The sequence below is a fragment of the Rhizobium sp. BK112 genome (assembly GCF_014193215.1).
GTDB classification, from domain to species: domain Bacteria; phylum Pseudomonadota; class Alphaproteobacteria; order Rhizobiales; family Rhizobiaceae; genus Rhizobium; species Rhizobium anhuiense.
The window spans coordinates 58,356-79,921 of the sequence record NZ_JACHYZ010000013.1 but is presented as its reverse complement, the minus strand read 5'-3'; the positions used below and the strand labels follow the sequence as shown (position 1 = coordinate 79,921).

Below are 21,566 nucleotides of genomic sequence, written 5' to 3'. Positions count from 1 at the left end.
TGAAAGTCTTTCGGAATGGAATTAAACGGTTTGCGTGTTTCACGTGAAACACAGGAACGGCTTCAACACTTCGCGGTACTTTTTCAGAAGTGGGCCAAAACGATCAATCTGGTGGCGCCGTCGACACTCGAAGATCTATGGCACCGGCATATCGCTGATAGCAGCCAGGTGTTTCAGATCCATCCTCAACCGATCACCTGGGTTGATCTCGGCAGTGGCGGGGGCTTTCCGGGCGTTATTACGGCGATTTTTCTGGCCGAGCTGCAAAGCGGCTGGGTGCATCTGGTCGAAAGCAACCATAAAAAGGCGGCCTTTCTGCGGACAGCGCTGCGAGAGACGCAGGCGCGTGGGAGTGTGCATACCAATCGAATCGAAGATGCCTATGCCGAGATTGGCGACTGCGGTGCGATTTCAGCCCGAGCGTTGGCCGACCTGGACGGGCTCATGGACTATTCGGCTCCGTGGATGCTGGGCAAGCAAAATTGCCGTGGCTTTTTTCATAAAGGCCGGGATTACCTGCGGGAAATCGACAAAGCACGTGGTCGGTGGGAATTCGATCTGTTAGAACATAAGAGCGCCGTCGAGCAGGAATCTGTTATTTTGGAAGTATCAAATCTCCGGCGCTTGGTTTAACAGATCGGATATTGCGGCAATGGCTGGCGAACGACACCGGATTATCACCATCGCAAATCAGAAGGGTGGTGTTGGCAAAACAACCACCGCAATCAACCTGGCAACGGCTCTTGCTGCCATTGGCGAGCGTGTCTTGATCGTTGATCTCGATCCGCAAGGCAATGCCAGCACCGGCCTCGGTATCGACCGTCGCGATCGCAAACTCTCCTCCTATGATCTGATGGTTGGCGATCGCGGTATCACCGAGGTGACGCTCGAAACAGTGGTTCCCAATCTTTTTATCGTCCCGTCGACGATGGATCTGCTTGGCGTCGAGATGGAAATCTCGCAGCAAAGCGATCGAGTCTTCAAATTGCGGAAAGCCTTGTCTTCGCCTGAAGCAATGGCGTTCTCCTATATTCTTCTGGATTGCCCGCCGTCATTCAATCTTTTGACGATGAATGCCATGGCGGCCGCGCATTCCGTGCTGGTGCCGCTGCAATGTGAATTTTTCGCGCTGGAGGGGCTGAGCCAGTTGCTCGAGACCGTCAGCCAGGTTCGTCGAACGGTGAATCCGCGCCTGGATATCCAGGGGATCGTCTTGACAATGTTTGATGCGCGCAACAATCTCGCCCAGCAAGTGGTCAATGATGTGCGCACCCATCTCGGCGAAAAGGTTTACCATACGTTAATTCCGCGCAATGTCCGGGTTTCCGAGGCGCCGTCCTACGGCAAGCCAGCTATTCTCTATGATCTGAAATGCGCGGGCAGCCAGGCCTATCTGCAACTGGCCTCAGAGGTCATTCAACGGGAGCGCCAGAGACTGGCCGCGTAATATCATTTCAGGGGTGTAGGTGAGTGTAGATCATGAATGACGATGTATCGAAAAGGCGATTGGGCCGTGGCCTCGCGGCGCTGATAGGCGAAATGGATCAGCCTGTCCCGGTGGAAGCCGAGCGGACCATCAGTGCCGACAGGATGATCCCGATCGAGTTCGTCAGCCGTAACCCCCGCAATCCTCGTCGTTTCTTCGATGACACTGAGCTGCACGATCTCGCAAGCTCCATTCGTCAGCATGGTATCGTGCAGCCGATCGTGGTGCGAACGATATCGCGGGATCGATATGAAATCATCGCTGGTGAGCGCCGCTGGCGCGCCGCTCAGCTTGCCGGATTGATCGAAATTCCAGTCATTGTCCGTGACGTCGATGACAAGACGGCGTTGGAAATCGCCATTGTCGAAAACGTGCAGCGCGCGGATCTCAATCCGCTTGAGGAAGCCTTGGGCTATGAGCAGCTCATCGCAGAATATGGCTACACCCAGAACGACCTCGGCGAGATCATCGGCAAAAGCCGCAGCCACGTTGCCAATTCTCTGCGCCTGTTGAAACTGCCGGACCCGGTTCGTGATCTGCTTGCTGCCGGCAGCCTGTCGGCCGGGCACGCACGCGCGCTGGTTTCGACGCCGGATCCGGCCAGTCTTGCCCGTACGATCGTTGCGAAGGGCATGTCGGTCCGCGATGCGGAGAAGCTGGCGCAGAACAATATCAAGGCACAATCCGAGCCTCCGCCGGCCCTACGGCGCGATCAGAAGGATTCCGACACGCTGGCCCTGGAAAGAACACTTTCCGATGCCCTCGGCCTTGACGTTGCGATCAATCACAAAACCAGTGGCGGGCAGATTAAAATTTCCTACAAGTCGCTGGAGCAGCTCGAGGAAATCTGCCGCTTGCTCGAGCGGCGTTAGAGCGATTCCCAGAAAATAGCGAAGCGGTTTTCCGTCCAGAAGGGCGTGAAGGGGCAGAGCGTGCTTCGGTTAGCAGCTGAAGCGCTCCAAATCACGCCGATTTTCGACCGGATTGAAGGGTGGTGGAAAGAAGCGTTTGCATCGCAACGCTGTCTTCCAGTACCTGGCGCCGCCGACTCTGCAGAATTGCGGCCTGCAGGCGATTGGATTCACGGGCGATGCTTTCGGCGGTCCATTGGCGCAGCGCCTGTTCGATGATCGGCTTGCGGCGAAAATGCAGATGCCGCCCCATGGTCTGCATGATCTGAGGCGGCTGCAGGCGTTTTTCCTCCATTTCAGCGCGCATCGTATCGAGAAGCTGAAACTGCTTCAGGCATGCCTGAAGCACGAGAAAGATTGCGGTTTTTGAACTGCTGATCTTCTGCATGGCGTGCAGAAAGGCCGTGAGATCGCCGCTGAGAATCGCGTCGACGGCATCGTCGACGGAGATCGCGCTGGCATCGCCAATTATTTCGGTAACGTGATGTTCTTCAACCGTATCGGCGCCGCGACAATAGAGCGCGAGCTTGCGCACCTCGTTTCGGGAAGCGATGCGATCACCGCCAATCAGTGCGATCAGCGCCTGCCGCGCGGCCGGCGTGATACCGAGTTTCTCTGCACCGAGTTCGGTATCGATCAGCGTATTCAGAGCACGGCTGTCATCGGCGTAAGAGGGGATCGTCATGACAGATCGCGCGGCTTCGGCGGTCTTGCGCAGCAGCGAACCCTTTTTCAGGTCGCCGGCCTCCACGATTAGATAGGCGGCTTCGAGTGGTTTTTCGGCGAGCAGGGCCAGGGAATCGACGAGGTATTTTTCGTTTGCGGCGCCGCGGATCCAAATCAGCTTCTCACCGCCGAACAGCCCGATCGACTGGACCTCATCGACCAATCGTCCGGGATCCTTCTGCAGATCGCCGATATCGAGCTTCGTCAGCGAGAATGGGTCGTCGAGGGCCACACCACTTTTACCGGCAAGCAGACCCGCCCGTTCCGAAACGAGGCCGCGATCCGGCCCATAGATGACGAAGATCCGATAGTTCCGCGCCGATTTCTGCAGAAAGGTCTCGAATTCGTGGGATTTTATCTCTGCCACATCTCGCCTCAGCGGCTGAGGGCAGCGGCGATGTCGGCCCCTACGAATTCCGCCGCCTGATCCGCTGCGCGGTTCTCGGCATCACGGATCGCCCGCTGCTTGGCAAATTGCTGTTCGGAGAAATCCACCAGCGCTGTGGCCTGACGGCTGCCGGCCTTGATGACATGATTGTCGGTTATGGCACGCAGCGTGTAGGTGACGGTGACGGTCACCCGGCCGGCTTTCGACGTATCGCCGGATTCCTGAAGCAGCGTATCGGCGACGCTCGAGGTGGCGTGCATCTCAACCTGATATTGCGGGTTTGCGGCTTCGCCGGCGCCACGTGCTGCAAAGAAGATCAGGTGATTGCGAACCTGCTGTTCAACCCGGCTGCCTGCCGAGGAAAAGCCGACGGAGGAAAGCTTTTCGGTGAGACCGGAATTCTCGGAGTAAAGCGGCCGGACCTGGCAGGCAGAGAGAAAAGCCGCGGAGGCAAGGATCATGGCGATGCCGGCATTGCGAGCCAGCTTGCAAGCGATATCAAACGACAATGTTTACAATCCTTTGGGGAACCACGATGATCTTCTTCGGTGCCTGTCCGTTCAGCGCGTTCTTCACCGCATCCAGATCCAGCACGGCGGCGGTGACGGCATTCTGATCTGCATCGCGAGAAATTGTCAATTCGGCGCGTTTCTTGCCGTTGATCTGTACCGGCAGAACGACGTCGTTTTCGACAACGAGCGTTTCGTCGTAGCGCGGCCAGCTTGTCCGGGCAAGCAGCCCTTCATTGCCGAGCGCCGTCCAGCACTCCTCAGCCAGATGCGGCGTCATCGGTGCGACCAGCTGGATCAGGATCTCTGCGGCATCGCGGACTGCCGCGCGATAGGCGGCATCACCCTCTCCCGCCGCAACCCTGGTCAGCGGTGCGGCCAGTGCGTTCACGAGTTCATAGATGCGGGCGACGGCCTTGTTGAACCAGAGCTTGTCATAATCGTTTTCGACAGCCTTCAGCGTCTTGTGGGCGACCTGTGAGATCGGCAAGGCTTCCCCCTCGCTCGCCGGCGCAGCTGCGACGGCGGAGAGTGCGTCCGCGGCTTCCGAAATCAGCCGCCACAGGCGTTGGGTGAAACGATGGGCGCCTTCGACACCCGCCTCGGACCAAATGACATCACGCTCGGGCGGAGAGTCGGACAGAACGAAGAAACGGGCGGTATCGGCGCCATAGGAGGCGATGATATCGTCGGGATCGACGACGTTCTTTTTCGACTTCGACATCTTCTCGATCGAGCCGATCGCAACTTCCTCGTTGTTGGTCAGCAGGAAGGCCCGGCGTTTGCCGTCGAGTTCGTCGATGCGGATATCGGCAGGGGCCACCCACTCGCGGCTGGCGCCGGCACCGCGGCTATAGGTTTCGTGGACCACCATGCCCTGGGTGAAGAGACCCTTGAAGGGTTCGGTGGCCGCCACGTGACCGGTTTCGCGCATGGCGCGGGTGAAGAAGCGCGAATAGAGCAGGTGCAGGATCGCGTGCTCGATGCCGCCGATATACTGGTCGACCGGCAGCCAGCGGTTCGCGGCTTCGGGATCGGTTGGTTTTCCTTCCCAGGGCGCGGTAAAGCGGGTGAAATACCAGCTCGAATCGACAAAAGTATCCATCGTATCCGTCTCGCGGCGGGCATCCTTGCCGCAGGTCGGGCAGGAGACATGACGCCAGGTCGGATGACGGTCGAGCGGGTTGCCGGGCTGATCGAAGGTAACGTCGTCGGGCAGCTTGACCGGCAGGTCCTTCTTCGGCACCGGCACGACGCCGCAATCATCGCAGTGGATGACCGGGATCGGGCAGCCCCAATAACGCTGACGGGAAATGCCCCAGTCGCGCAGGCGGAAATTGACCTTGCGCTCGCCCTGCGGCGCATTGCCGAGCGAAGCGGCCGCCAGGCGGTCGGCAACGATATTGAAGGCCTCCTCCGTCGTCTTGCCGTCGAGGAAGCGCGAATTGATCATCACGCCCTCACCGTCATAGGCGGTATCGCCGACGGCAAAGCTCGCAGCGTCGCCATCCCTCGGCATGACGACGGCCACGACCGGCAGGCCGTATTTGCGAGCAAAATCAAGGTCGCGCTGGTCGCCTGACGGGCAGCCGAAGATCGCGCCGGTGCCGTAATCCATCAGGACGAAGTTGGCGATATAGACAGGCAGCTCCCAGGAGGGATCAAGCGGATGTCTGACGCGGATACCGGTATCCATGCCTTTCTTTTCGGCGGTCTCGAGTGCGGCGAGCGACGTGCCGGCACGGCGGCACTCCTCGCAGAAGGCTTCGATATCGGCATTCTTTGCGGCGGCATCCTTTGCCAGCGGGTGATCGGCGGCGATCGCCAGGAAGGAGGCGCCGAACAGCGTGTCCGGCCGGGTGGTATAGACCGTGACCTCGCTCTCGCCGGCAGGCGCCGTTTCCGGCACAATCTCCCAACGAATCGTCAGGCCTTCCGAGCGGCCGATCCAGTTCTTCTGCATCAGCCGCACTTTTTCCGGCCACTGTTCAAGCGTGTCCAGCGCGTCGAGCAGATCCTGGCTGAAATCGGTGATCTTGAAGAACCACTGCGTCAGTTCGCGCTGTTCGACCAGCGCACCGGAACGCCAGCCGCGGCCATCGATCACCTGTTCGTTGGCGAGCACAGTGTTGTCGACAGGATCCCAATTGACCTTCGACTGCTTGCGGTAAACCAAGCCCTTTTCCAGGAAATCCAGGAAGAGATGCTGCTGGTGCTGGTAATATTCGACATCGCAGGTGGCGAATTCGCGGCTCCAGTCCAGCGAGAGCCCCATGGCCTTCAACTGCGCCTTCATCGAGCCGATATTCTGGTACGTCCAGGAAGCGGGATGCACGCCGCGCTCCATGGCGGCGTTCTCTGCCGGCATGCCGAAAGCGTCCCAGCCCATCGGGTGCAGCACATTATAGCCCCGCGCGCGCTTATAGCGGGCGACGACATCGCCCATGGCGTAATTGCGGACATGGCCCATATGGATGCGCCCCGACGGATAGGGGAACATTTCGAGGACGTAATATTTTTCGCGCGGATCGGCATTGTCGGTCTCGAAGACCTTGTCTTCATTCCATTTCTGCTGCCAGCGGGGCTCGGCATCGCGCGGATTATAACGTTCGGTGGCCATCGTATTCGTATTTCCGGAAAATCAGGGGAGTTGGTCGAGACCTTCACCATGAAACCACCGTAGCGTCAAGTTTTGCAGGCGCTGCAAGCGTCCGATCTTGATCACGTGCAAGCGATTTCGCGAAGGCGGGTCTTGGCAAGCACAGGTTGGCTGGTTAGTTCATTGCCAATCCTTTCATGCTGGTATGTCGAGGCAGAACGATGGAACTTCAAGAGCGGTTGAACGACGTGCGATCACGGATTGCGGCCGGGGAACGCGCGGCAGGTCGGCCGGCGGGTTCCGTTCAGCTGGTCGCGGTATCGAAGACCTTCGAGGCGGACGCGATCCGCCCGGCCATCGAAGCGGGACAGCGCGTCTTCGGCGAGAACCGGGTGCAGGAAAGCCAGGGCAAGTGGCCGGCGCTGAAGGCCGAGCGTCCGGATATCGAATTGCATCTGATCGGGCCGCTGCAATCGAACAAGGCGGCGGACGCGGTGGCGCTCTTCGACGTCATCGAGACGGTGGACCGGGAAAAGATCGCCCGCGCGCTTGCCGAGGAGATGAAGCGGCAGGCCAAGACGCCGCGGCTCTACGTCCAGGTCAATACCGGGCTTGAACCGCAGAAGGCCGGTATCGCTCCTGACGACACGCCAGCCTTTGTGGCGCTCTGTCGCGACGAGCTCGGCCTTTCTGTTGAAGGTTTGATGTGTATTCCGCCGGCCGAGGAAAATCCCGGGCCGCATTTTGCCCTGCTGGCAAGACTTGCGTCCAAATGCGGCGTCGGAAAACTTTCCATGGGAATGTCCGGTGACTACGAGATGGCAATCGCCTTCGGCGCCACCAGCGTCCGCGTCGGATCGGCGATTTTCGGCGCGCGCTGAAACTCTGCTTTGGTCGGGCTTCCCGTTCCTCTCACCGCTGCCTAGATTGATATCGAGGCGTGCATGTCCTGGGGAGGAGCAGATGCAGAACGACTATCATCAGGTCTACGCGGCCTGGAAACGCGATCCCGAAGCCTTCTGGCGTGAAGCCGCTGCCGACATAGACTGGTTCAAACCGCCGGAGCGGGTGTTCTCGCCCGACGACGGTGTCTATGGCCGTTGGTTCTCAGCCGGGGAAACCAATACCTGCCACAATTGCCTGGACCGGCATATCGCTGCCGGGCGCGGCGGCGAGACAGCCGTTATCTTCGACAGCGCGATGACCGGCGAGAAGCGGCGTTTCACTTACGACGAGGTGCTTGTCGAGGTAAAGGCGATCGCCGCAACGCTGCTCGAATTCGGCATCGGCAGGGGCGATCGCGTGATCCTCTATATGCCGATGCTACCGCAGGCGGTCTTTTCGATGCTCGCGTGCGCTCGCATCGGTGCGGTTCACTCCGTCGTTTTCGGTGGATTTGCCGCCAGCGAACTTGCAGCGCGCATCGACGATTGCGGTGCGAAGCTGGTGATCACCGCAAGCTGTGGGCTCGAGCCCGGCCGTATCATTGTCTATAAGCCCTTGGTCGACCAGGCGATCGAGATCGCGGGTTCGAAGCCGGAGCGTTGCCTGGTGCTGCAGCGGCCGGAGCTTCGGGCAGATCTCGTCAATGGCCGCGATCAGGATTTCGAGACGGCAGTGGCGCGCCATCGCGGCGCCGAGGTCGCCTGTGTTTCGGTCAAGGCGACCGATCCGCTCTATATCCTCTACACCTCCGGCACCACGGGCCAGCCGAAGGGTGTGGTGCGCGACAATGGCGGCCATATGGTTGCGCTCAACTGGTCGATGCGGAATATCTACGGCTTGAAGCCGGGTGAGGTCTTCTGGACGGCTTCGGATATCGGTTGGGTCGTCGGGCATTCCTATATCGTCTACGCTCCGCTGATATCAGGCGTAACCACCTTGATCTTCGAGGGAAAACCGGTCGGTACTCCGGATGCCGGCACATTCTGGCGCATCGTTTCGGAGCATAAGGTGCGGGTGCTATTCACGGCGCCGACGGCGTTCCGCGCCATTCGGCGGGAGGACGCGGACGGCGATCTGATACGCAAATATCCGATGCCGGATTTGCGGGCGCTGTTTCTTGCCGGCGAAAGGGCGGATCCGGAGACCCTGAAATGGGCGGAGCGCATGCTCGGCATACCCGTCATCGATCATTGGTGGCAGACGGAGACCGGCTGGCCGATCGCCGCAAATCCGCTCGGTCTCGGCGCCCTTCCCGTCAAGCACGGTTCGCCGGCGCTGCCGATGCCCGGTTATGAGATCGCGGTGCTCGACGATGCCGGCCATCCGATCGAGGCCGGAACGCTCGGCAATATCGTCGTGAAGCTGCCCTTGCCGCCCGGCTGTCTGCCGACCCTCTGGAACGCCGACCAGCGTTTTCGATCGGCTTATCTCGATGAGTTTCCGGGCTACTACAAGACGGCTGACGCCGGATATGTCGATGAAGACGGCTATCTCTTCATCATGTCGCGCACCGACGACATCATCAATTGCGCCGGTCATCGGCTCTCGACAGGGGCCATGGAGGAGGTCTGTGCGCGTCATCCCGATATCGCCGAATGCGCTGTTATCGGCGTGATCGATGCGCTGAAGGGTCAGGTGCCCTGCGGTTTCCTGGTGCTGAAGCGCCATGTTTCCCGTGAGGCGACGGTGATCGAATCAGAGGTCGTGGCGATGATTCGTGATTCGATCGGACCCGTCGCCGCCTTCAAGATGGCCATCATCGTTAACCGGTTGCCGAAGACGCGCTCCGGCAAAATCCTGCGCGGCACCATGCAGAAAATCGCCGACGGCATACCCTGGAAAATGCCTGCAACCATTGATGATCCAACGATTTTGGAAGAAATCGCCGAGGCGCTGCGGGCGCGCGGGTTCGGCTCGCTGCCGATGTGAATTAAACTTTCGGTAAGTCTAATTGAGGAATTGTTAACCATATCGATGCAAGCATTTGTTAACGGCAATGGCTTGCATAGCAGGCTTTGCATGACGCGGTCGCCGTTACCGGCTTAGTCCGGATTGCCCCTTTCTCAACGATTGTGGAACGGATCATGACAAGCATCCTCACCAACAACGCTGCCATGGCAGCGCTGCAGACTTTGCGCGGTGTAAACGATAGTCTCAAGGACACCCAGGGTCGCGTTTCCTCGGGTTATCGTGTTGAAAAGGCGGCTGATAATGCCGCCTATTGGTCGATCGCAACGACCATGCGTTCTGACAATAAAGCGCTTTCGGCCGTCTCGGATGCCCTCGGTCTCGGCGCGGCGAAGGTCGATACCGCCTATTCGGCCATGGACAGTGCCCTCGACATCGTCAGCGAAATCAAGGCGAAGATCGTCGCCGCCACGGAAAAAGGCGTCGACAAGACGAAGATCCAGCAGGAGCTCGATCAGCTGCAGGAGCAGCTGCTCAGCATCGCCCAATCGGCATCCTTCTCGGGTGAAAACTGGGTCGCCGGCGCTTCCGGCACGAAGAGCGTCGTCTCGTCCTTCGTCCGCGACGGCAGCAATGCCGTCTCGGTCAAGACGACGGACTATGTGCTCGATTCAGGCACGCTTGGAAACGTGCTCTTCGGCATGACCAGCACCGGCGCGATCGAAACGACCAGCGGCATCATCGGCACGGCTTTCAACGGAACCTATGGCGGCAAAGTTATCATCATGGCGTCGATCTATGATCTCGACATTACCGGTTTCACCCAGGGCCAGCTCGACGCGGCCTTGACCGGCGTCGAATTGGTCCTCGGCGCCATGACCGCCGCCGGCTCGGCTCTCGGCTCGATCTCGACCCGTATCCAGCTCCAGGAAAATTTCGTCAGCGGTCTTCACGATTCAATCGACTCCGGCGTCGGACGTCTGGTCGATGCCGATATGGAAGAGGAATCGAGCAGGCTCTCGGCGTTGCAGACGCAGCAGCAACTGGCCGTCCAGTCGCTGTCGATTGCCAACAGCTCGGCGCAGAACATCCTCACCCTGTTCCGCAGCTAAAGCGCGTCGTGATCTTCTACAGGCAATAGGCAATAAAAAACCCCGCCAGACCGGCGGGGTTTTTCATGAGATAACCGATATCTCAGTACTGGTCGTCGTCCTCGTCCTTCGGGGCTGAGCGCAGCGAGCTCAGCTTGCGGAAGACGGCGTCGGCATCGATTTCCTTTTCCTCTTCGCGCTCGTAGCTCGGGGTCAGGCGCTCGGTTTCCTGTGCCGATTGCAGCGTCGCGCCAAGCTCGGCGGCGGTCGGCAGCGGACGACCCTTGGAGGCCTTTTCCACTTCCATGTCCAGATCGATCTGGCTGCAGAGGCCGAGCGTTACCGGATCCATCGGCGCCAGGTTGGCCGAGTTCCAGTGGGTGCGCTCGCGGATCTGCTCGATGGTCGATTTCGTCGTGCCGACGAGGCGGGAAATCTGCGCGTCCTTCAGCTCCGGATGGTTGCGAACGAGCCAGAGAATGGCGTTCGGGCGGTCCTGACGCTTCGAAACCGGCGTATAACGCGGGCCGCGGCGCTTGGATTCCGGCACGCGCACCTTTGGTTCGGAAAGCTTCAGCTTGTGGTTCGGATTGGCTTCGGCGCGGGCGATCTCGTCGCGGGAGAGCTGTCCCGTCGAGATCGGGTCGAGGCCCTTGATACCCTGCGCCGCTTCGCCATCGGCGATCGCCTTGACTTCGAGCGGATGCAGTTTGCAGAACTGCGCAATCTGATCGAAAGACAGTGCCGTATTGTCGACGAGCCAGATGGCTGTCGCCTTCGGCATGAGCAGTGTTTGAGCCATGGATATAGTCCTTCTATCGTCCGCGCCGGTCGCGGTCCGTGGATTGTCACCACAATGTCCGGGAAATATGCCGCTATATAACCGCACTGTCGCAGAATTGCAATTCTTCCAAAATGAAATGACCTTTGTCTAATTGCCGCCACGATGCGAACTGCTATGAATTGCCCTGATTTGAAATCCAGGCCCGCTTTGCCGGCGCGGCCCATCGCATGTCCCATGAGGAGGAGTTCCATGTCGGAGAAGATCTATCCGGTTACGAAGCCGGTGAAGGCGCGCGCCCTGATCGATAAGGAAAAGTACCTGAAATGGTACGAGGAAAGCGTCGAGAACCCGGACAAGTTCTGGGGCAAGCACGGCAAGCGGATCGACTGGTTCAAGCCCTATACCAAGGTCAAGAACACCTCCTTTACCGGCAAGGTCTCGATCAAGTGGTTCGAGGACGGCCAGACCAACGTCTCCTACAACTGTATCGACCGACATCTGAAAACGAATGGCGACCAGGTGGCGATCATCTGGGAAGGTGACAACCCCTATATCGACAAGAAGGTCACCTATAACGAGCTCTACGAGCATGTCTGCCGGATGGCGAACGTCTTGAAGAAGCACGGCGTCAAAAAGGGCGATCGCGTCACCATCTATATGCCGATGATCCCGGAAGCCGCCTATGCGATGCTCGCCTGCGCCCGCATCGGCGCGGTGCATTCGGTCGTCTTCGGCGGTTTCTCGCCGGAGGCCTTAGCGGGGCGCATCGTTGACTGCGAATCCACCTTCGTCATCACATGCGACGAAGGTGTGCGCGGCGGCAAGCCGGTGCCGCTGAAGGACAATACTGATACCGCAATTCATATCGCGGCACGCCAGCACGTGATCGTGGAGAAGGTTCTGGTCGTTCGCCGCACCGGTGGCAAGACCGGCTGGGCGCCAGGCCGCGATCTCTGGCATCACCAGGAAATCGCCACCGTGAAGGCGGAATGCCCGCCGGTGAAGATGAAGGCGGAAGATCCGCTCTTCATTCTTTATACGTCAGGCTCAACCGGTAAGCCGAAAGGCGTGCTGCACACGACCGGCGGTTATCTCGTCTATGCGGCGATGACGCATGAATATGTCTTCGATTATCACGACGGCGACGTCTACTGGTGCACGGCCGATGTCGGCTGGGTCACCGGCCACTCCTATATCGTCTATGGGCCGCTCGCCAACTGCGCAACGACGCTGATGTTCGAGGGCGTGCCGAATTTCCCGGACCAGGGCCGCTTCTGGGAAGTCATCGACAAGCATAACGTCAATATCTTCTATACGGCGCCAACAGCGATCCGCTCGCTGATGGGCGCCGGCGACGACTTCGTCACGCGCTCCTCGCGCTCTTCGCTACGCCTGCTCGGCACCGTTGGCGAGCCGATCAACCCCGAAGCCTGGGAGTGGTATTACAATGTCGTCGGCGACAAGCGTTGCCCTGTCATCGACACGTGGTGGCAGACGGAAACCGGCGGCCATATGATCACGCCGCTGCCAGGTGCCACCGATCTGAAACCCGGTTCGGCGACGACCCCGTTCTTCGGCATCAAACCGCAGCTGGTCGACAATGAGGGCAAGGTGCTGGACGGCCCGGCCGACGGCAATCTGTGCATCACCGACAGCTGGCCGGGTCAGATGCGCACGGTCTACGGCGATCACGAGCGCTTCATCCAGACCTACTTCTCCACCTATAAGGGCAAGTATTTCACCGGCGACGGCTGCCGGCGCGATGCGGACGGTTATTACTGGATCACCGGCCGTGTCGACGACGTGCTGAACGTCTCCGGCCATCGGCTCGGCACGGCAGAGGTGGAATCGGCACTCGTCTCGCACAATCTGGTTTCGGAAGCTGCTGTTGTCGGTTATCCGCATCCGATCAAGGGCCAGGGTATCTATTGCTATGTGACGCTGATGGCCGGTCACGATGGTTCGGACGCGCTTCGCCAGGAACTGGTGAAACATGTGCGGGCGGAAATCGGCCCGATCGCCGCGCCCGACAAGATCCAGTTCGCGCCCGGTCTGCCGAAGACCCGGTCCGGAAAGATCATGCGCCGCATCCTGCGCAAGATCGCCGAGGACGATTTCGGTGCACTTGGCGACACCTCGACGCTCGCCGATCCCGCCGTGGTCGACGATCTGATCGCCAACCGACAGAACAAGGCGACGGCCTGAGATATGGAGCCGCTCCGTCCCTCGCGGCTTCCGGAGCGGCTCCCATTTCGTCGACGCATTGGCGTGCGTTGACCGCAATCACGGGCGAAGCCCTCGGTGAGGCAACGTCCGTCCGTCAAGACGACATCAGGATACGGCAAAAATACTGGAGCCTAAGGCTCGTTAGCCGGATTCTACTTACATAGGCCATCTGCGTGGAGTGCAGCTCCGCCATAGTGATTTCGTAAATCCGCATATTCCGATCGAAAGACGCCAATAGGAATATTACTCAGAAATCGATCGCCCGGCCGTTGATCTCATAGTCGCCGAAGCGCGCCGGTTCGGCTCCGCCGCGACCGCCGGTCTCCGGCGGCAGTTCCAGCGGTTTATGGTTCTTCCGCCGCTCTTCGGCTTCGGCAAGCGCGCGCCTGGCAGCCGGGGACAGCATCTTGCGCCGCGGCTCCGACCCCTCGGCTACCGGCGTTTCGCTATTGTCATTATCAGCGTCCTGCATGCCTTCTCCTGCCGGAAAATATTGAAAATGGCTGGTGAATAACCAAATCATAATGCGCCGGCGCCGGGATTGAAAGCTTGGGACGCCGAAATCGGAGATGGAGATCCGCAATGAACCTCGTCCGCACTGCCATGTTGCTTGCCTTCATGACGGCGCTTTTCATGTTCGTCGGCTTCCTGATCGGCGGTCGGGCCGGCATGATGATCGCCTTCGTCATTGCCGCCGGCATGAATTTCTTCTCCTACTGGAATTCCGATCGGATGGTGCTTTCGGCCTATCGCGCGCAGGAGGTCGACGAGCGCAACGCGCCTGAGTTTTTCCGGATCGTGCGCGATCTCGCCGGCAATGCCGGCTTGCCGATGCCGAAGGTCTATCTCTACGACAGCCCGCAGCCGAATGCCTTCGCCACCGGCCGCAATCCCGACAATGCTGCCGTGGCCGCCTCGACCGGCCTGCTCAGCGCATTGTCTCCCGAGGAGGTGGCGGGCGTAATGGCGCATGAACTGGCGCATATTCAGAACCGCGACACGCTGACGATGACGATCACGGCAACACTTGCCGGTGCGATCTCGATGCTTGGCAACTTCGCTTTCTTCTTCGGGGGCAATCGTGACAACAACAGCAATCCTCTCGGCTTCATCGGCGTCATCGTCGCGATGATCGTGGCGCCGCTCGCCGCCATGCTGGTGCAGATGGCGATCAGCCGCACGCGCGAATATTCGGCCGACCGCCGCGGCGCCGAGATCTGCGGCAATCCGCTCTGGCTCGCTTCGGCGCTCGGCAAGATCGCGCGCGGTGCCGCCCATGTTCCGAACGAGGATGCCGAGCGCAATCCGGCGACGGCACATATGTTCATCATCAATCCGCTCTCCGGAGAGCGGATGGACAATCTGTTTTCGACCCATCCGAACACGGAAAACCGCATCGCTGCCCTGTATGACATGGCGCAAGGCGGCATGAATGTCTCGACGTCGCCGGCGCGTGCTGCTAATCCGTCGCGCAAATCGCGCTCTGTTCCGGATACGGGCCTTGGTCGCGGTGGTTCGCAACCGCCAAAAGGTCCGTGGTCTTGAATTCAGACGGCACGAAGAAGCCATTCCGCAAGCAAAAGCCCTCCGCCGAGCGTTCCGCACCGGCTAAACCCGGCATGCAGGCGCGCGCCGCCGCGGCAAAAATTCTTGCTGCCGTCGTCGACCGCAAGCTGCCGCTCGACGGCGCTCTCGATCATGAACACGGCAATCCGGCCTATCGGGCGCTCGGCGAAAGCGACCGGGCGCTCGTCCGCGCCATCCTGAACACGACGCTGCGTCATCTGCCGCGCATCGATGCCGCCATTGCCGGGCTGCTGGATTCGCCGCTGCCGGAGGGGGCAAGGGCGCTGCATCATGTGCTTGCGATCGGCGCGGCGCAGATCCTCTATCTCGACGTGCCCGATCATTCGGCTGTCGATCTTGCCGTCGAGCAGGCCAATCAGGACCCGCGCAATCGCCGTTTCGCCAAGCTGGTCAATGCCATCCTCCGTCGGCTCGGCCGCGAAAAGGCTGAGGTGCTGGGTGAGATCGGCAAGGTCGCGCCGATGCCGGCCTGGTTCATCGCCAGGCTGGAGAAGGCTTATGGCCGGGATGCGGCGCTGGCGATTTCGGAATCCCAGCTCGAGCCGGCCGCGATCGATCTGACCGTCAAATCCGACCCTGAAGGCTGGGCCAAGCGGCTGAACGGTGTTGCCCTGCCGACGGGCGGTGTGCGGCTTGCTGCCTTCGACGGCGGCATTCCTGCGCTCGAAGGCTTCGATGAGGGCCAATGGTGGGTGCAGGATGCGGCAGCAAGCATCCCCGCCAAGCTTTTCGGCGATCTCTCGGGCAGACGTACCGCCGATCTCTGCGCCGCGCCCGGCGGCAAGACGGCGCAGCTCATTCTTGCCGGTGGCGAAGTCACCGCCCTCGACCAGTCGGAAAGCCGGCTAAGACGGCTGCGGTCGAATCTCGACCGGCTTGGCCTCAAAGCCGAGACGATTGCGGCAGACCTGACGACGTTCGAGCCGGCGGAGCGTTTCGATGCGATCCTGCTCGATGCCCCCTGCTCTTCCACCGGCACGACACGCCGGCACCCTGACGTGCTGTGGACCAAAGGAGCTGAGGATATTGCCAGGCTGGCGGCGCTACAGGAACGGCTGCTGCGCCATGCGCTGACATTGCTGAAGCCGGGCGGCACGCTGGTTTTTTCGAATTGCTCGCTCGACCCTGCCGAGGGTGAGGACGTCGTCGCCCGTGTTCTTTCCGATACGGATGCGGTCGAGCGCGTTTCGATCGGTGCCGGCGACTGGCCCGGCCTCGAGGCGGCGATCACACCGCTCGGCGAATTCCGTACGCTTCCCACCATGCTGAAAATGCCCGATGGCATTGCCTCCGGCCTCGACGGCTTCTATGCGGCTGTGCTGCGTCGCGTGGCCTGATTGCAGGCTTGAGCGCGCCCAGGCGAATCTCCGCCAAGCCAGACATTTCACAGCCCGGCATCACGCATGCCGTTCTCACAAAACCGCCCGCATGATGCCGTTGAAACGCGTTAATTGCGTATATTCGAACCTTGTCACGAATTAATTCATTGCGGACGATGAAATCGGCCGCTTTTCACCTATTCTTAACCACGAGGGTCAATAGACAATAGAATATGCAGTTTGGTCGGCGTTTTGCGAGCATGTATGTTCGGGAGGCTTGGCGGCGCGCCTTGCGCCGCGTCGCGTTGCTGCGCCTGAAGCTCTTTCGCCATTCGATCAAGGTGCCCGAGCGTCTGATCGTCGCGCCGACCGATCTGCGCAGCATCGATCCGCATGTGGCCGACGAGATCCTCAACGGACGTTTTCTCCTGGCCGGGCGGATGCTGGAAACCAACGGAAAGTCGCCCTTCACCTTCACCCTGCCCTCGCGCCCCTTCGCGATCCGTCTTCATAGCTTCGGCTGGTTGCGGCATATGCGGGCGAACAAGACGGAGCGCAGCTCGGCTGCCGCCCGCGCGATCGTCGACAGCTGGCTTTCCATCCATGCCGGCCGGATGGAGGGGGTCGCCTGGGAGACCGACGTCACCGCCCAGCGCGTCATTGCCTGGCTGTCGCATTCACCGGTGGTGCTGCAGAACGCCGATCGCGGCTTCTATCGCCGCTTCATGAAGTCGCTGGCGTTCCAGGTGAGGTTCCTGCACCGCATGGCGCCGTTCACCCTCGGCGGCCTGGAGCTGTTTCGGCTGCGTATTGCGCTCGCCATGGCCTCCGTTGCCATGCCGGCGCGCGCCTCCACGCTCAGAAGGGCGGCGCAGGCGCTCGACCGCGAGTTCGATAGCCAGATTCTGTCGGATGGCGGCCATATCTCGCGCAATCCACGTGTCGGGCTGGAATTGCTGCTTGATCTGCTGCCGCTCAGGCAGACCTATGTCAATCTCGGTCATGACCTGCCGCAGAAGCTGATCTCCGGCATCGACCGCATGTATCCGGCATTGCGGTTCTTTCGCCATCAGGACGGCGACCTGGCGCTCTTCAACGGAGCGACCTCGACGCTCGCAAACGAGCTGATGTCGGTGCTGCGATATGACGAGACCGCCGGTCAGCCGTTCAAAGCTTTGCCGCATTCGCGCTATCAGCGGCTTTCCGGCGGGAAGACGGTGATCATTGCCGATACCGGCACGCCGCCTTCGGCAGGCGGGCGGCGGACCGCGCATGCCGGCAGCCTCTCCTTCGAGATGTCGTCCGGCCGCCATCGCTTCATCGTCAATTCCGGCTCGCCGAAATTTGCCGGGCACCGCTATGTCCAGATGGCGCGCACGACTGCGGCGCATTCGACCGTCATCATCAACGACACCTCGTCCAGCCGTTTTTCGCCCTCGCCCTTCCTCAATCACGCGATCATCGAACCGGTCAAGACAGTCACCGTCGAGCGCGCCGAAACGGAGGATGGACGCGACGGCATCAAGCTCAGCCATGACGGTTATCTCAGGGTGTTCGGGGTGCTGCACGAGCGTGAACTGACCCTCAATGCCGCGGGCTCGATCGTGACAGGCCGCGACCGGCTCGTCGTCCGCGAAGGATATGAGAGTGACGAGCCCCTGAATGCTGTCGCCCGTTTTCATATCCATCCCGCGATCGTCCTGCATCAGAGTGACGGCGAGTCTGTGCTGTTGACGGCGCCGGACGGTGAGAGCTGGCTGTTTTCGGCACCCGGCAATGAAGTGCTGATCACCGAGGACATTTTTTTCGCCGACAGCTCCGGCATCTGCGGTTCGGACCAGATCGAGATCGATTTCGATCTTGCCGAGAAGACGGAAATCCGCTGGTTCCTGTCCCGCAAGGGCTAGATCATGTGCCGACGCCTGTTTGCGCGGCGGCAAAGCTGTGCTAACGCGACGCCAGCATGCGAGCATCCCTCGCGGATATCTCCCGAAGCCCGAACGGAGAAGGTTTCATGGCCGTCATTTCCAAGAAGATCCCCGCCCCCGACAAGGTCGAAATCAAGACCGCACTCATTTCCGTCTTCGACAAGACCGGGATCGTCGAGCTCGCCCGCGCCCTGTCTGCCAGGGGCGTCCGCCTGCTTTCGACCGGTGGCACCTATAAAGCGATCACTGCTGCCGGTCTCGCCGTCACCGATGTCTCCGAAATCACCGGGTTTCCGGAGATCATGGACGGGCGCGTCAAGACGTTGCATCCGACGGTGCATGGCGGTCTGCTGGCGATCCGCGACGACAGCGAACACCAGGAGGCGATGAAAACGCACGGTATCGAGAGCATCGACCTCGCCGTCATCAATCTCTACCCCTTCGAGGAGGTGCGCGCCGCCGGCGGCGACTATCCGACGACTGTCGAGAATATCGATATCGGCGGTCCGGCGATGATCCGCGCATCGGCCAAGAACCATGCCTATGTGACGATTCTGACCGATCCGGCCGATTATGCCGAACTCACGGAGCAGGTTTCCGCAGATGACGGCAAGACTGGCTATGCCTTCCGCCAGCGCATGGCCGCCAAGGCCTATGCCCGCACCGCCGCCTATGATGCGATGATTTCCAACTGGTTCGCCGAGGCGCTGTCGATCGACACGCCGCACCACCGGGTCATCGGCGGTGCGCTGAAGGAAGAGATGCGCTACGGCGAAAACCCGCATCAGAAGGCGGCCTTCTATGTCACCGGCGAGAAGCGCCCGGGTGTTTCTACGGCCACCCTTCTCCAGGGCAAGCAGCTCTCCTACAACAACATCAACGATACGGATGCCGCCTACGAGCTCGTCGCCGAGTTCCTGCCTGAGACAGCGCCGGCCTGCGCCATCATCAAGCATGCCAATCCCTGCGGTGTTGCCACCGGATCGAGCCTGGTCGAAGCCTATCAGCGGGCGCTCGCCTGCGATTCCGTTTCCGCCTTCGGCGGCATCATTGCCCTCAACCGGACGCTGGACGCCGAAACGGCCGAAGAGATCGTCAAGCTCTTCACCGAAGTGATCATCGCGCCGGATGTGACGGAGGAGGCGAAGGCGATCGTCGCCCGCAAACCGAATCTGCGGCTGCTGTCGGCCGGAGGCCTGCCCGATCCGCGTGCCGCAGGCCTGACGGCAAAGACCGTTTCCGGCGGCCTGCTGGTCCAGAGCCGGGACAACGGCATGGTCGAAGATCTGGAACTCAAGGTCGTCACCAGGCGCGCGCCGACGGCACGGGAACTTGATGACATGAAGTTTGCCTTCAAGGTCGGCAAACATGTGAAATCGAATGCCGTGGTCTATGCCAAGGACGGCCAGACAGCCGGTATCGGCGCCGGCCAGATGAGCCGCGTCGATTCGGCCCGCATCGCCGCTTTGAAGGCCGAGGAGGCCGCCAAGGCGCTCGGCCTTGCCGTGCCGATGACCCATGGTTCGGCAGTCGCCTCCGAAGCCTTCCTGCCTTTTGCTGACGGTCTTCTGTCGATGATCGCCGCAGGGGCGACCGCGGTTATCCAGCCGGGCGGCTCGATGCGCGACCAGGAAGTCATCGATGCCGCCAACGAACACGGCATCGCGATGGTGTTCACCGGCATGCGCCATTTCCGCCATTGAATAAGGATCGGGCGCGGCCACGCGCTCATCTCCGGCTTGATCGGGCCCGTTCCTATGCCCGATCGGCCGGATAGGGCGTGCGGATCAAGAGCACCAGTCCGCCGGCGAGAAACAGGATCAGCGTTGCCATTCCGAGCCGCGGTGATCCGCTGATATAGGTCACCAGCGAGAAGAGCAGCGTCGCCATGAAACTCGTGGCGCGCCCCGAAAGCGCATAAATGCCGAAATAGCGGCCGGCCTCCTCGGGGCTGACGCTGCGGGCGAGATAGGAGCGCGACGAGGCCTGCACCGGCCCGAAGGCGAGCCCGATCAGCAGACCATAGAGGATATAAGCCTTTTCCGCCGCGGTCCCGAAGAGGCCACCGGAATCGGCCATCGGCAGCGGCATCAGTCCGAACAGCGTGTAACCCGGTCCTGTCGAGATGATGCCGATGGTGGCGAGAAGCAGCATGGTCAGGCTGATGACGACGGTCACCTTCGAACCGACGCCCTTGTCGATGCGGCCGGCGATCAGGCAGCCGAAGATCGCGACGACATTCAGGATGATGCCGTAGATGCCGATCTCGATTGTCGCCCAGCCGAACATGCCGGCCGCAAAGATTCCACCGAGGATCAGCAGGCCGTTGACGCCGTCCTGATAGATCATCCGGGCAACGAGGAATGTCAGGATGCCGCGGCGCTCCTTAAGTTCGGCTAGCGTGTTTCTGAGCTCCCGCAAGCCGGAGCGGACGGCGGTGCCGAAGGGAAGACCCTTGCCGACATCGGGTGTGAACAAGAACATCGGCAGGATGAAGATCAGGTACCAGACGGCCGAGATCGGCCCGGTGATGCGTGCATCCTGGCCGGTCTTGGGATCGAGACCGAATAGCGGATCGAGGCCGAGGATGGTCTTGCCGCTCTCGGGGCTTGCCGCCAAAAGCGTCACGACGGCAATGAGCACGATCATGCCGCCGAGATAACCGAGCCCCCAGGCGGTGTTGGAGAGTTTTCCGACCTCGTGCCTGGCGACCAGGCGCGGCATCATCGAATCGTTGAAGACGATCGAAAACTCCGCCGAGATCGAGGCGAGGATCATGAAAATGACGGGATAGAGGACTGGTGAACCCGGGGCGGCAAACCACAGGCAGGAAAGGCTGGCGATCTTGATGACGGCGAAGAAGCCGATCCAGGGTTTGCGTGCGCCGGACTGGTCGGCGATCGAGCCGAGAACGGGTGAGAGCAGGGCGATGATCACCGAGGAGATCGTCGCCATGTTGCTCCACGTCGTCTGCGCGGAAACCGGGTCATCGGTCAGGCGGGAAACGAAATAGGGCCCGAAGATAAAGGTTGTGACCACGGTAAAGAAGGGCTGCGCTGCCCAATCGAAGAACATCCACCCCCATATGCCCTTCTCCGTGGCCTTCGGCGGTTGCGTTCCTGTCCAGTCAATGCGATTCAACATCCGCTCCTTTTTTCG

17 protein-coding genes are annotated in these 21,566 nt (G+C 60.7%); 11 read left to right on the top strand and 6 right to left on the bottom strand.

The features are described 5' to 3' along the window. Positions 1 to 15: 15 nt before the first annotated feature. From rsmG to FHT75_RS28865, 3 genes are read left to right on the top strand one after another with little or no spacing between them, the layout of a single operon-like run. Positions 16 to 633, top strand: coding sequence for a 16S rRNA (guanine(527)-N(7))-methyltransferase RsmG (rsmG, locus tag FHT75_RS28875; protein ID WP_047615890.1), 618 nt, complete (start codon positions 16 to 18; stop codon positions 631 to 633). A gap of 19 nt (positions 634 to 652) precedes the next feature. Then, the gene (locus tag FHT75_RS28870) at positions 653 to 1,447 is read left to right on the top strand and encodes a ParA family protein (RefSeq protein WP_063473880.1); all 795 of its coding nucleotides are present in this window, start codon (positions 653 to 655) and stop codon (positions 1,445 to 1,447) included. A gap of 32 nt (positions 1,448 to 1,479) precedes the next feature. Continuing rightward, a complete protein-coding gene (locus tag FHT75_RS28865; RefSeq protein ID WP_063473879.1) occupies positions 1,480 to 2,358 on the top strand; it encodes a ParB/RepB/Spo0J family partition protein in 879 nt (292 codons plus the stop codon). Positions 2,359 to 2,449: 91 nt separating this feature from the next. Here the strand turns inward: FHT75_RS28865 and holA are convergent, their stop codons facing one another. Genes holA through leuS form a run of 3 tightly spaced genes read right to left on the bottom strand, consistent with a single transcriptional unit; the run spans position 2,450 to position 6,640 of the window. Continuing rightward, a complete protein-coding gene (gene holA / locus FHT75_RS28860) occupies positions 2,450 to 3,490 on the bottom strand; it encodes a DNA polymerase III subunit delta (protein ID WP_097596025.1) in 1,041 nt (346 codons plus the stop codon). Between the two features lie 8 nt (positions 3,491 to 3,498). Further along, the gene (gene lptE, locus FHT75_RS28855; protein ID WP_063473877.1) at positions 3,499 to 4,020 is read right to left on the bottom strand and encodes an LPS assembly lipoprotein LptE; all 522 of its coding nucleotides are present in this window, start codon (positions 4,018 to 4,020) and stop codon (positions 3,499 to 3,501) included. Further along, positions 4,010 to 6,640, bottom strand: coding sequence for a leucine--tRNA ligase (gene leuS / locus FHT75_RS28850; protein WP_063473876.1), 2,631 nt, complete (start codon positions 6,638 to 6,640; stop codon positions 4,010 to 4,012). Before leuS ends, lptE begins: the two co-directional genes overlap by 11 nt. Positions 6,641 to 6,840: 200 nt before the next feature. On the opposite strand from leuS, the gene FHT75_RS28845 reads away from it, so the two are divergent. The 3 genes from FHT75_RS28845 (at position 6,841) to FHT75_RS28835 (ending at position 10,584) form a co-directional block, all read left to right on the top strand. Beyond that, positions 6,841 to 7,500 (top strand): YggS family pyridoxal phosphate-dependent enzyme, encoded by a 660-nt coding sequence (locus FHT75_RS28845; protein WP_047615880.1) that lies wholly within the window; start codon positions 6,841 to 6,843, stop codon positions 7,498 to 7,500. Between the two features lie 82 nt (positions 7,501 to 7,582). Continuing rightward, the gene (locus FHT75_RS28840) at positions 7,583 to 9,493 is read left to right on the top strand and encodes a propionyl-CoA synthetase (RefSeq protein WP_063473875.1); all 1,911 of its coding nucleotides are present in this window, start codon (positions 7,583 to 7,585) and stop codon (positions 9,491 to 9,493) included. A 155-nt stretch (positions 9,494 to 9,648) separates the two neighbouring features. Continuing rightward, positions 9,649 to 10,584 (top strand): flagellin, encoded by a 936-nt coding sequence (locus tag FHT75_RS28835; protein WP_063473874.1) that lies wholly within the window; start codon positions 9,649 to 9,651, stop codon positions 10,582 to 10,584. A gap of 82 nt (positions 10,585 to 10,666) precedes the next feature. On the opposite strand, the gene FHT75_RS28830 is transcribed toward FHT75_RS28835, so the two are convergent. Continuing rightward, complete coding sequence (locus FHT75_RS28830) at positions 10,667 to 11,365, bottom strand: DUF1013 domain-containing protein (RefSeq protein WP_047615874.1); 699 nt, start codon at positions 11,363 to 11,365, stop codon at positions 10,667 to 10,669. Between the two features lie 231 nt (positions 11,366 to 11,596). Between FHT75_RS28830 and acs the strand changes: the two genes are divergently transcribed. Continuing rightward, a complete protein-coding gene (acs, locus tag FHT75_RS28825; RefSeq protein ID WP_047615873.1) occupies positions 11,597 to 13,552 on the top strand; it encodes an acetate--CoA ligase in 1,956 nt (651 codons plus the stop codon). Positions 13,553 to 13,820: 268 nt separating this feature from the next. On the opposite strand, the gene FHT75_RS28820 is transcribed toward acs, so the two are convergent. Next, positions 13,821 to 14,045, bottom strand: coding sequence for a DUF1674 domain-containing protein (locus FHT75_RS28820; protein ID WP_047615871.1), 225 nt, complete (start codon positions 14,043 to 14,045; stop codon positions 13,821 to 13,823). Between the two features lie 110 nt (positions 14,046 to 14,155). On the opposite strand from FHT75_RS28820, the gene htpX reads away from it, so the two are divergent. The 4 genes from htpX to purH all read left to right on the top strand — a co-directional run bounded on the left by htpX (position 14,156) and on the right by purH (position 20,110). Beyond that, positions 14,156 to 15,118 carry a zinc metalloprotease HtpX gene (htpX, locus tag FHT75_RS28815; RefSeq protein WP_047615869.1) on the top strand — a complete coding sequence of 321 codons (963 nt, stop codon included), beginning with the start codon at positions 14,156 to 14,158 and terminating at the stop codon, positions 15,116 to 15,118. Continuing rightward, positions 15,109 to 16,497 carry an RsmB/NOP family class I SAM-dependent RNA methyltransferase gene (locus FHT75_RS28810; protein WP_063473873.1) on the top strand — a complete coding sequence of 463 codons (1,389 nt, stop codon included), beginning with the start codon at positions 15,109 to 15,111 and terminating at the stop codon, positions 16,495 to 16,497. The genes htpX and FHT75_RS28810 overlap by 10 nt, the downstream gene beginning before the upstream one ends. Positions 16,498 to 16,712: 215 nt before the next feature. Beyond that, complete coding sequence (locus FHT75_RS28805) at positions 16,713 to 18,386, top strand: heparinase II/III family protein (RefSeq protein WP_063473872.1); 1,674 nt, start codon at positions 16,713 to 16,715, stop codon at positions 18,384 to 18,386. 107 nt (positions 18,387 to 18,493) lie between these two features. After that, positions 18,494 to 20,110: a bifunctional phosphoribosylaminoimidazolecarboxamide formyltransferase/IMP cyclohydrolase gene (gene purH, locus FHT75_RS28800; RefSeq protein ID WP_063473871.1), complete on the top strand. Its 1,617-nt coding sequence runs from the start codon at positions 18,494 to 18,496 to the stop codon at positions 20,108 to 20,110. Between the two features lie 52 nt (positions 20,111 to 20,162). On the opposite strand, the gene FHT75_RS28795 is transcribed toward purH, so the two are convergent. Further along, positions 20,163 to 21,551, bottom strand: coding sequence for an MFS transporter (locus FHT75_RS28795; RefSeq protein WP_052213387.1), 1,389 nt, complete (start codon positions 21,549 to 21,551; stop codon positions 20,163 to 20,165). Positions 21,552 to 21,566: the final 15 nt, after the last annotated feature.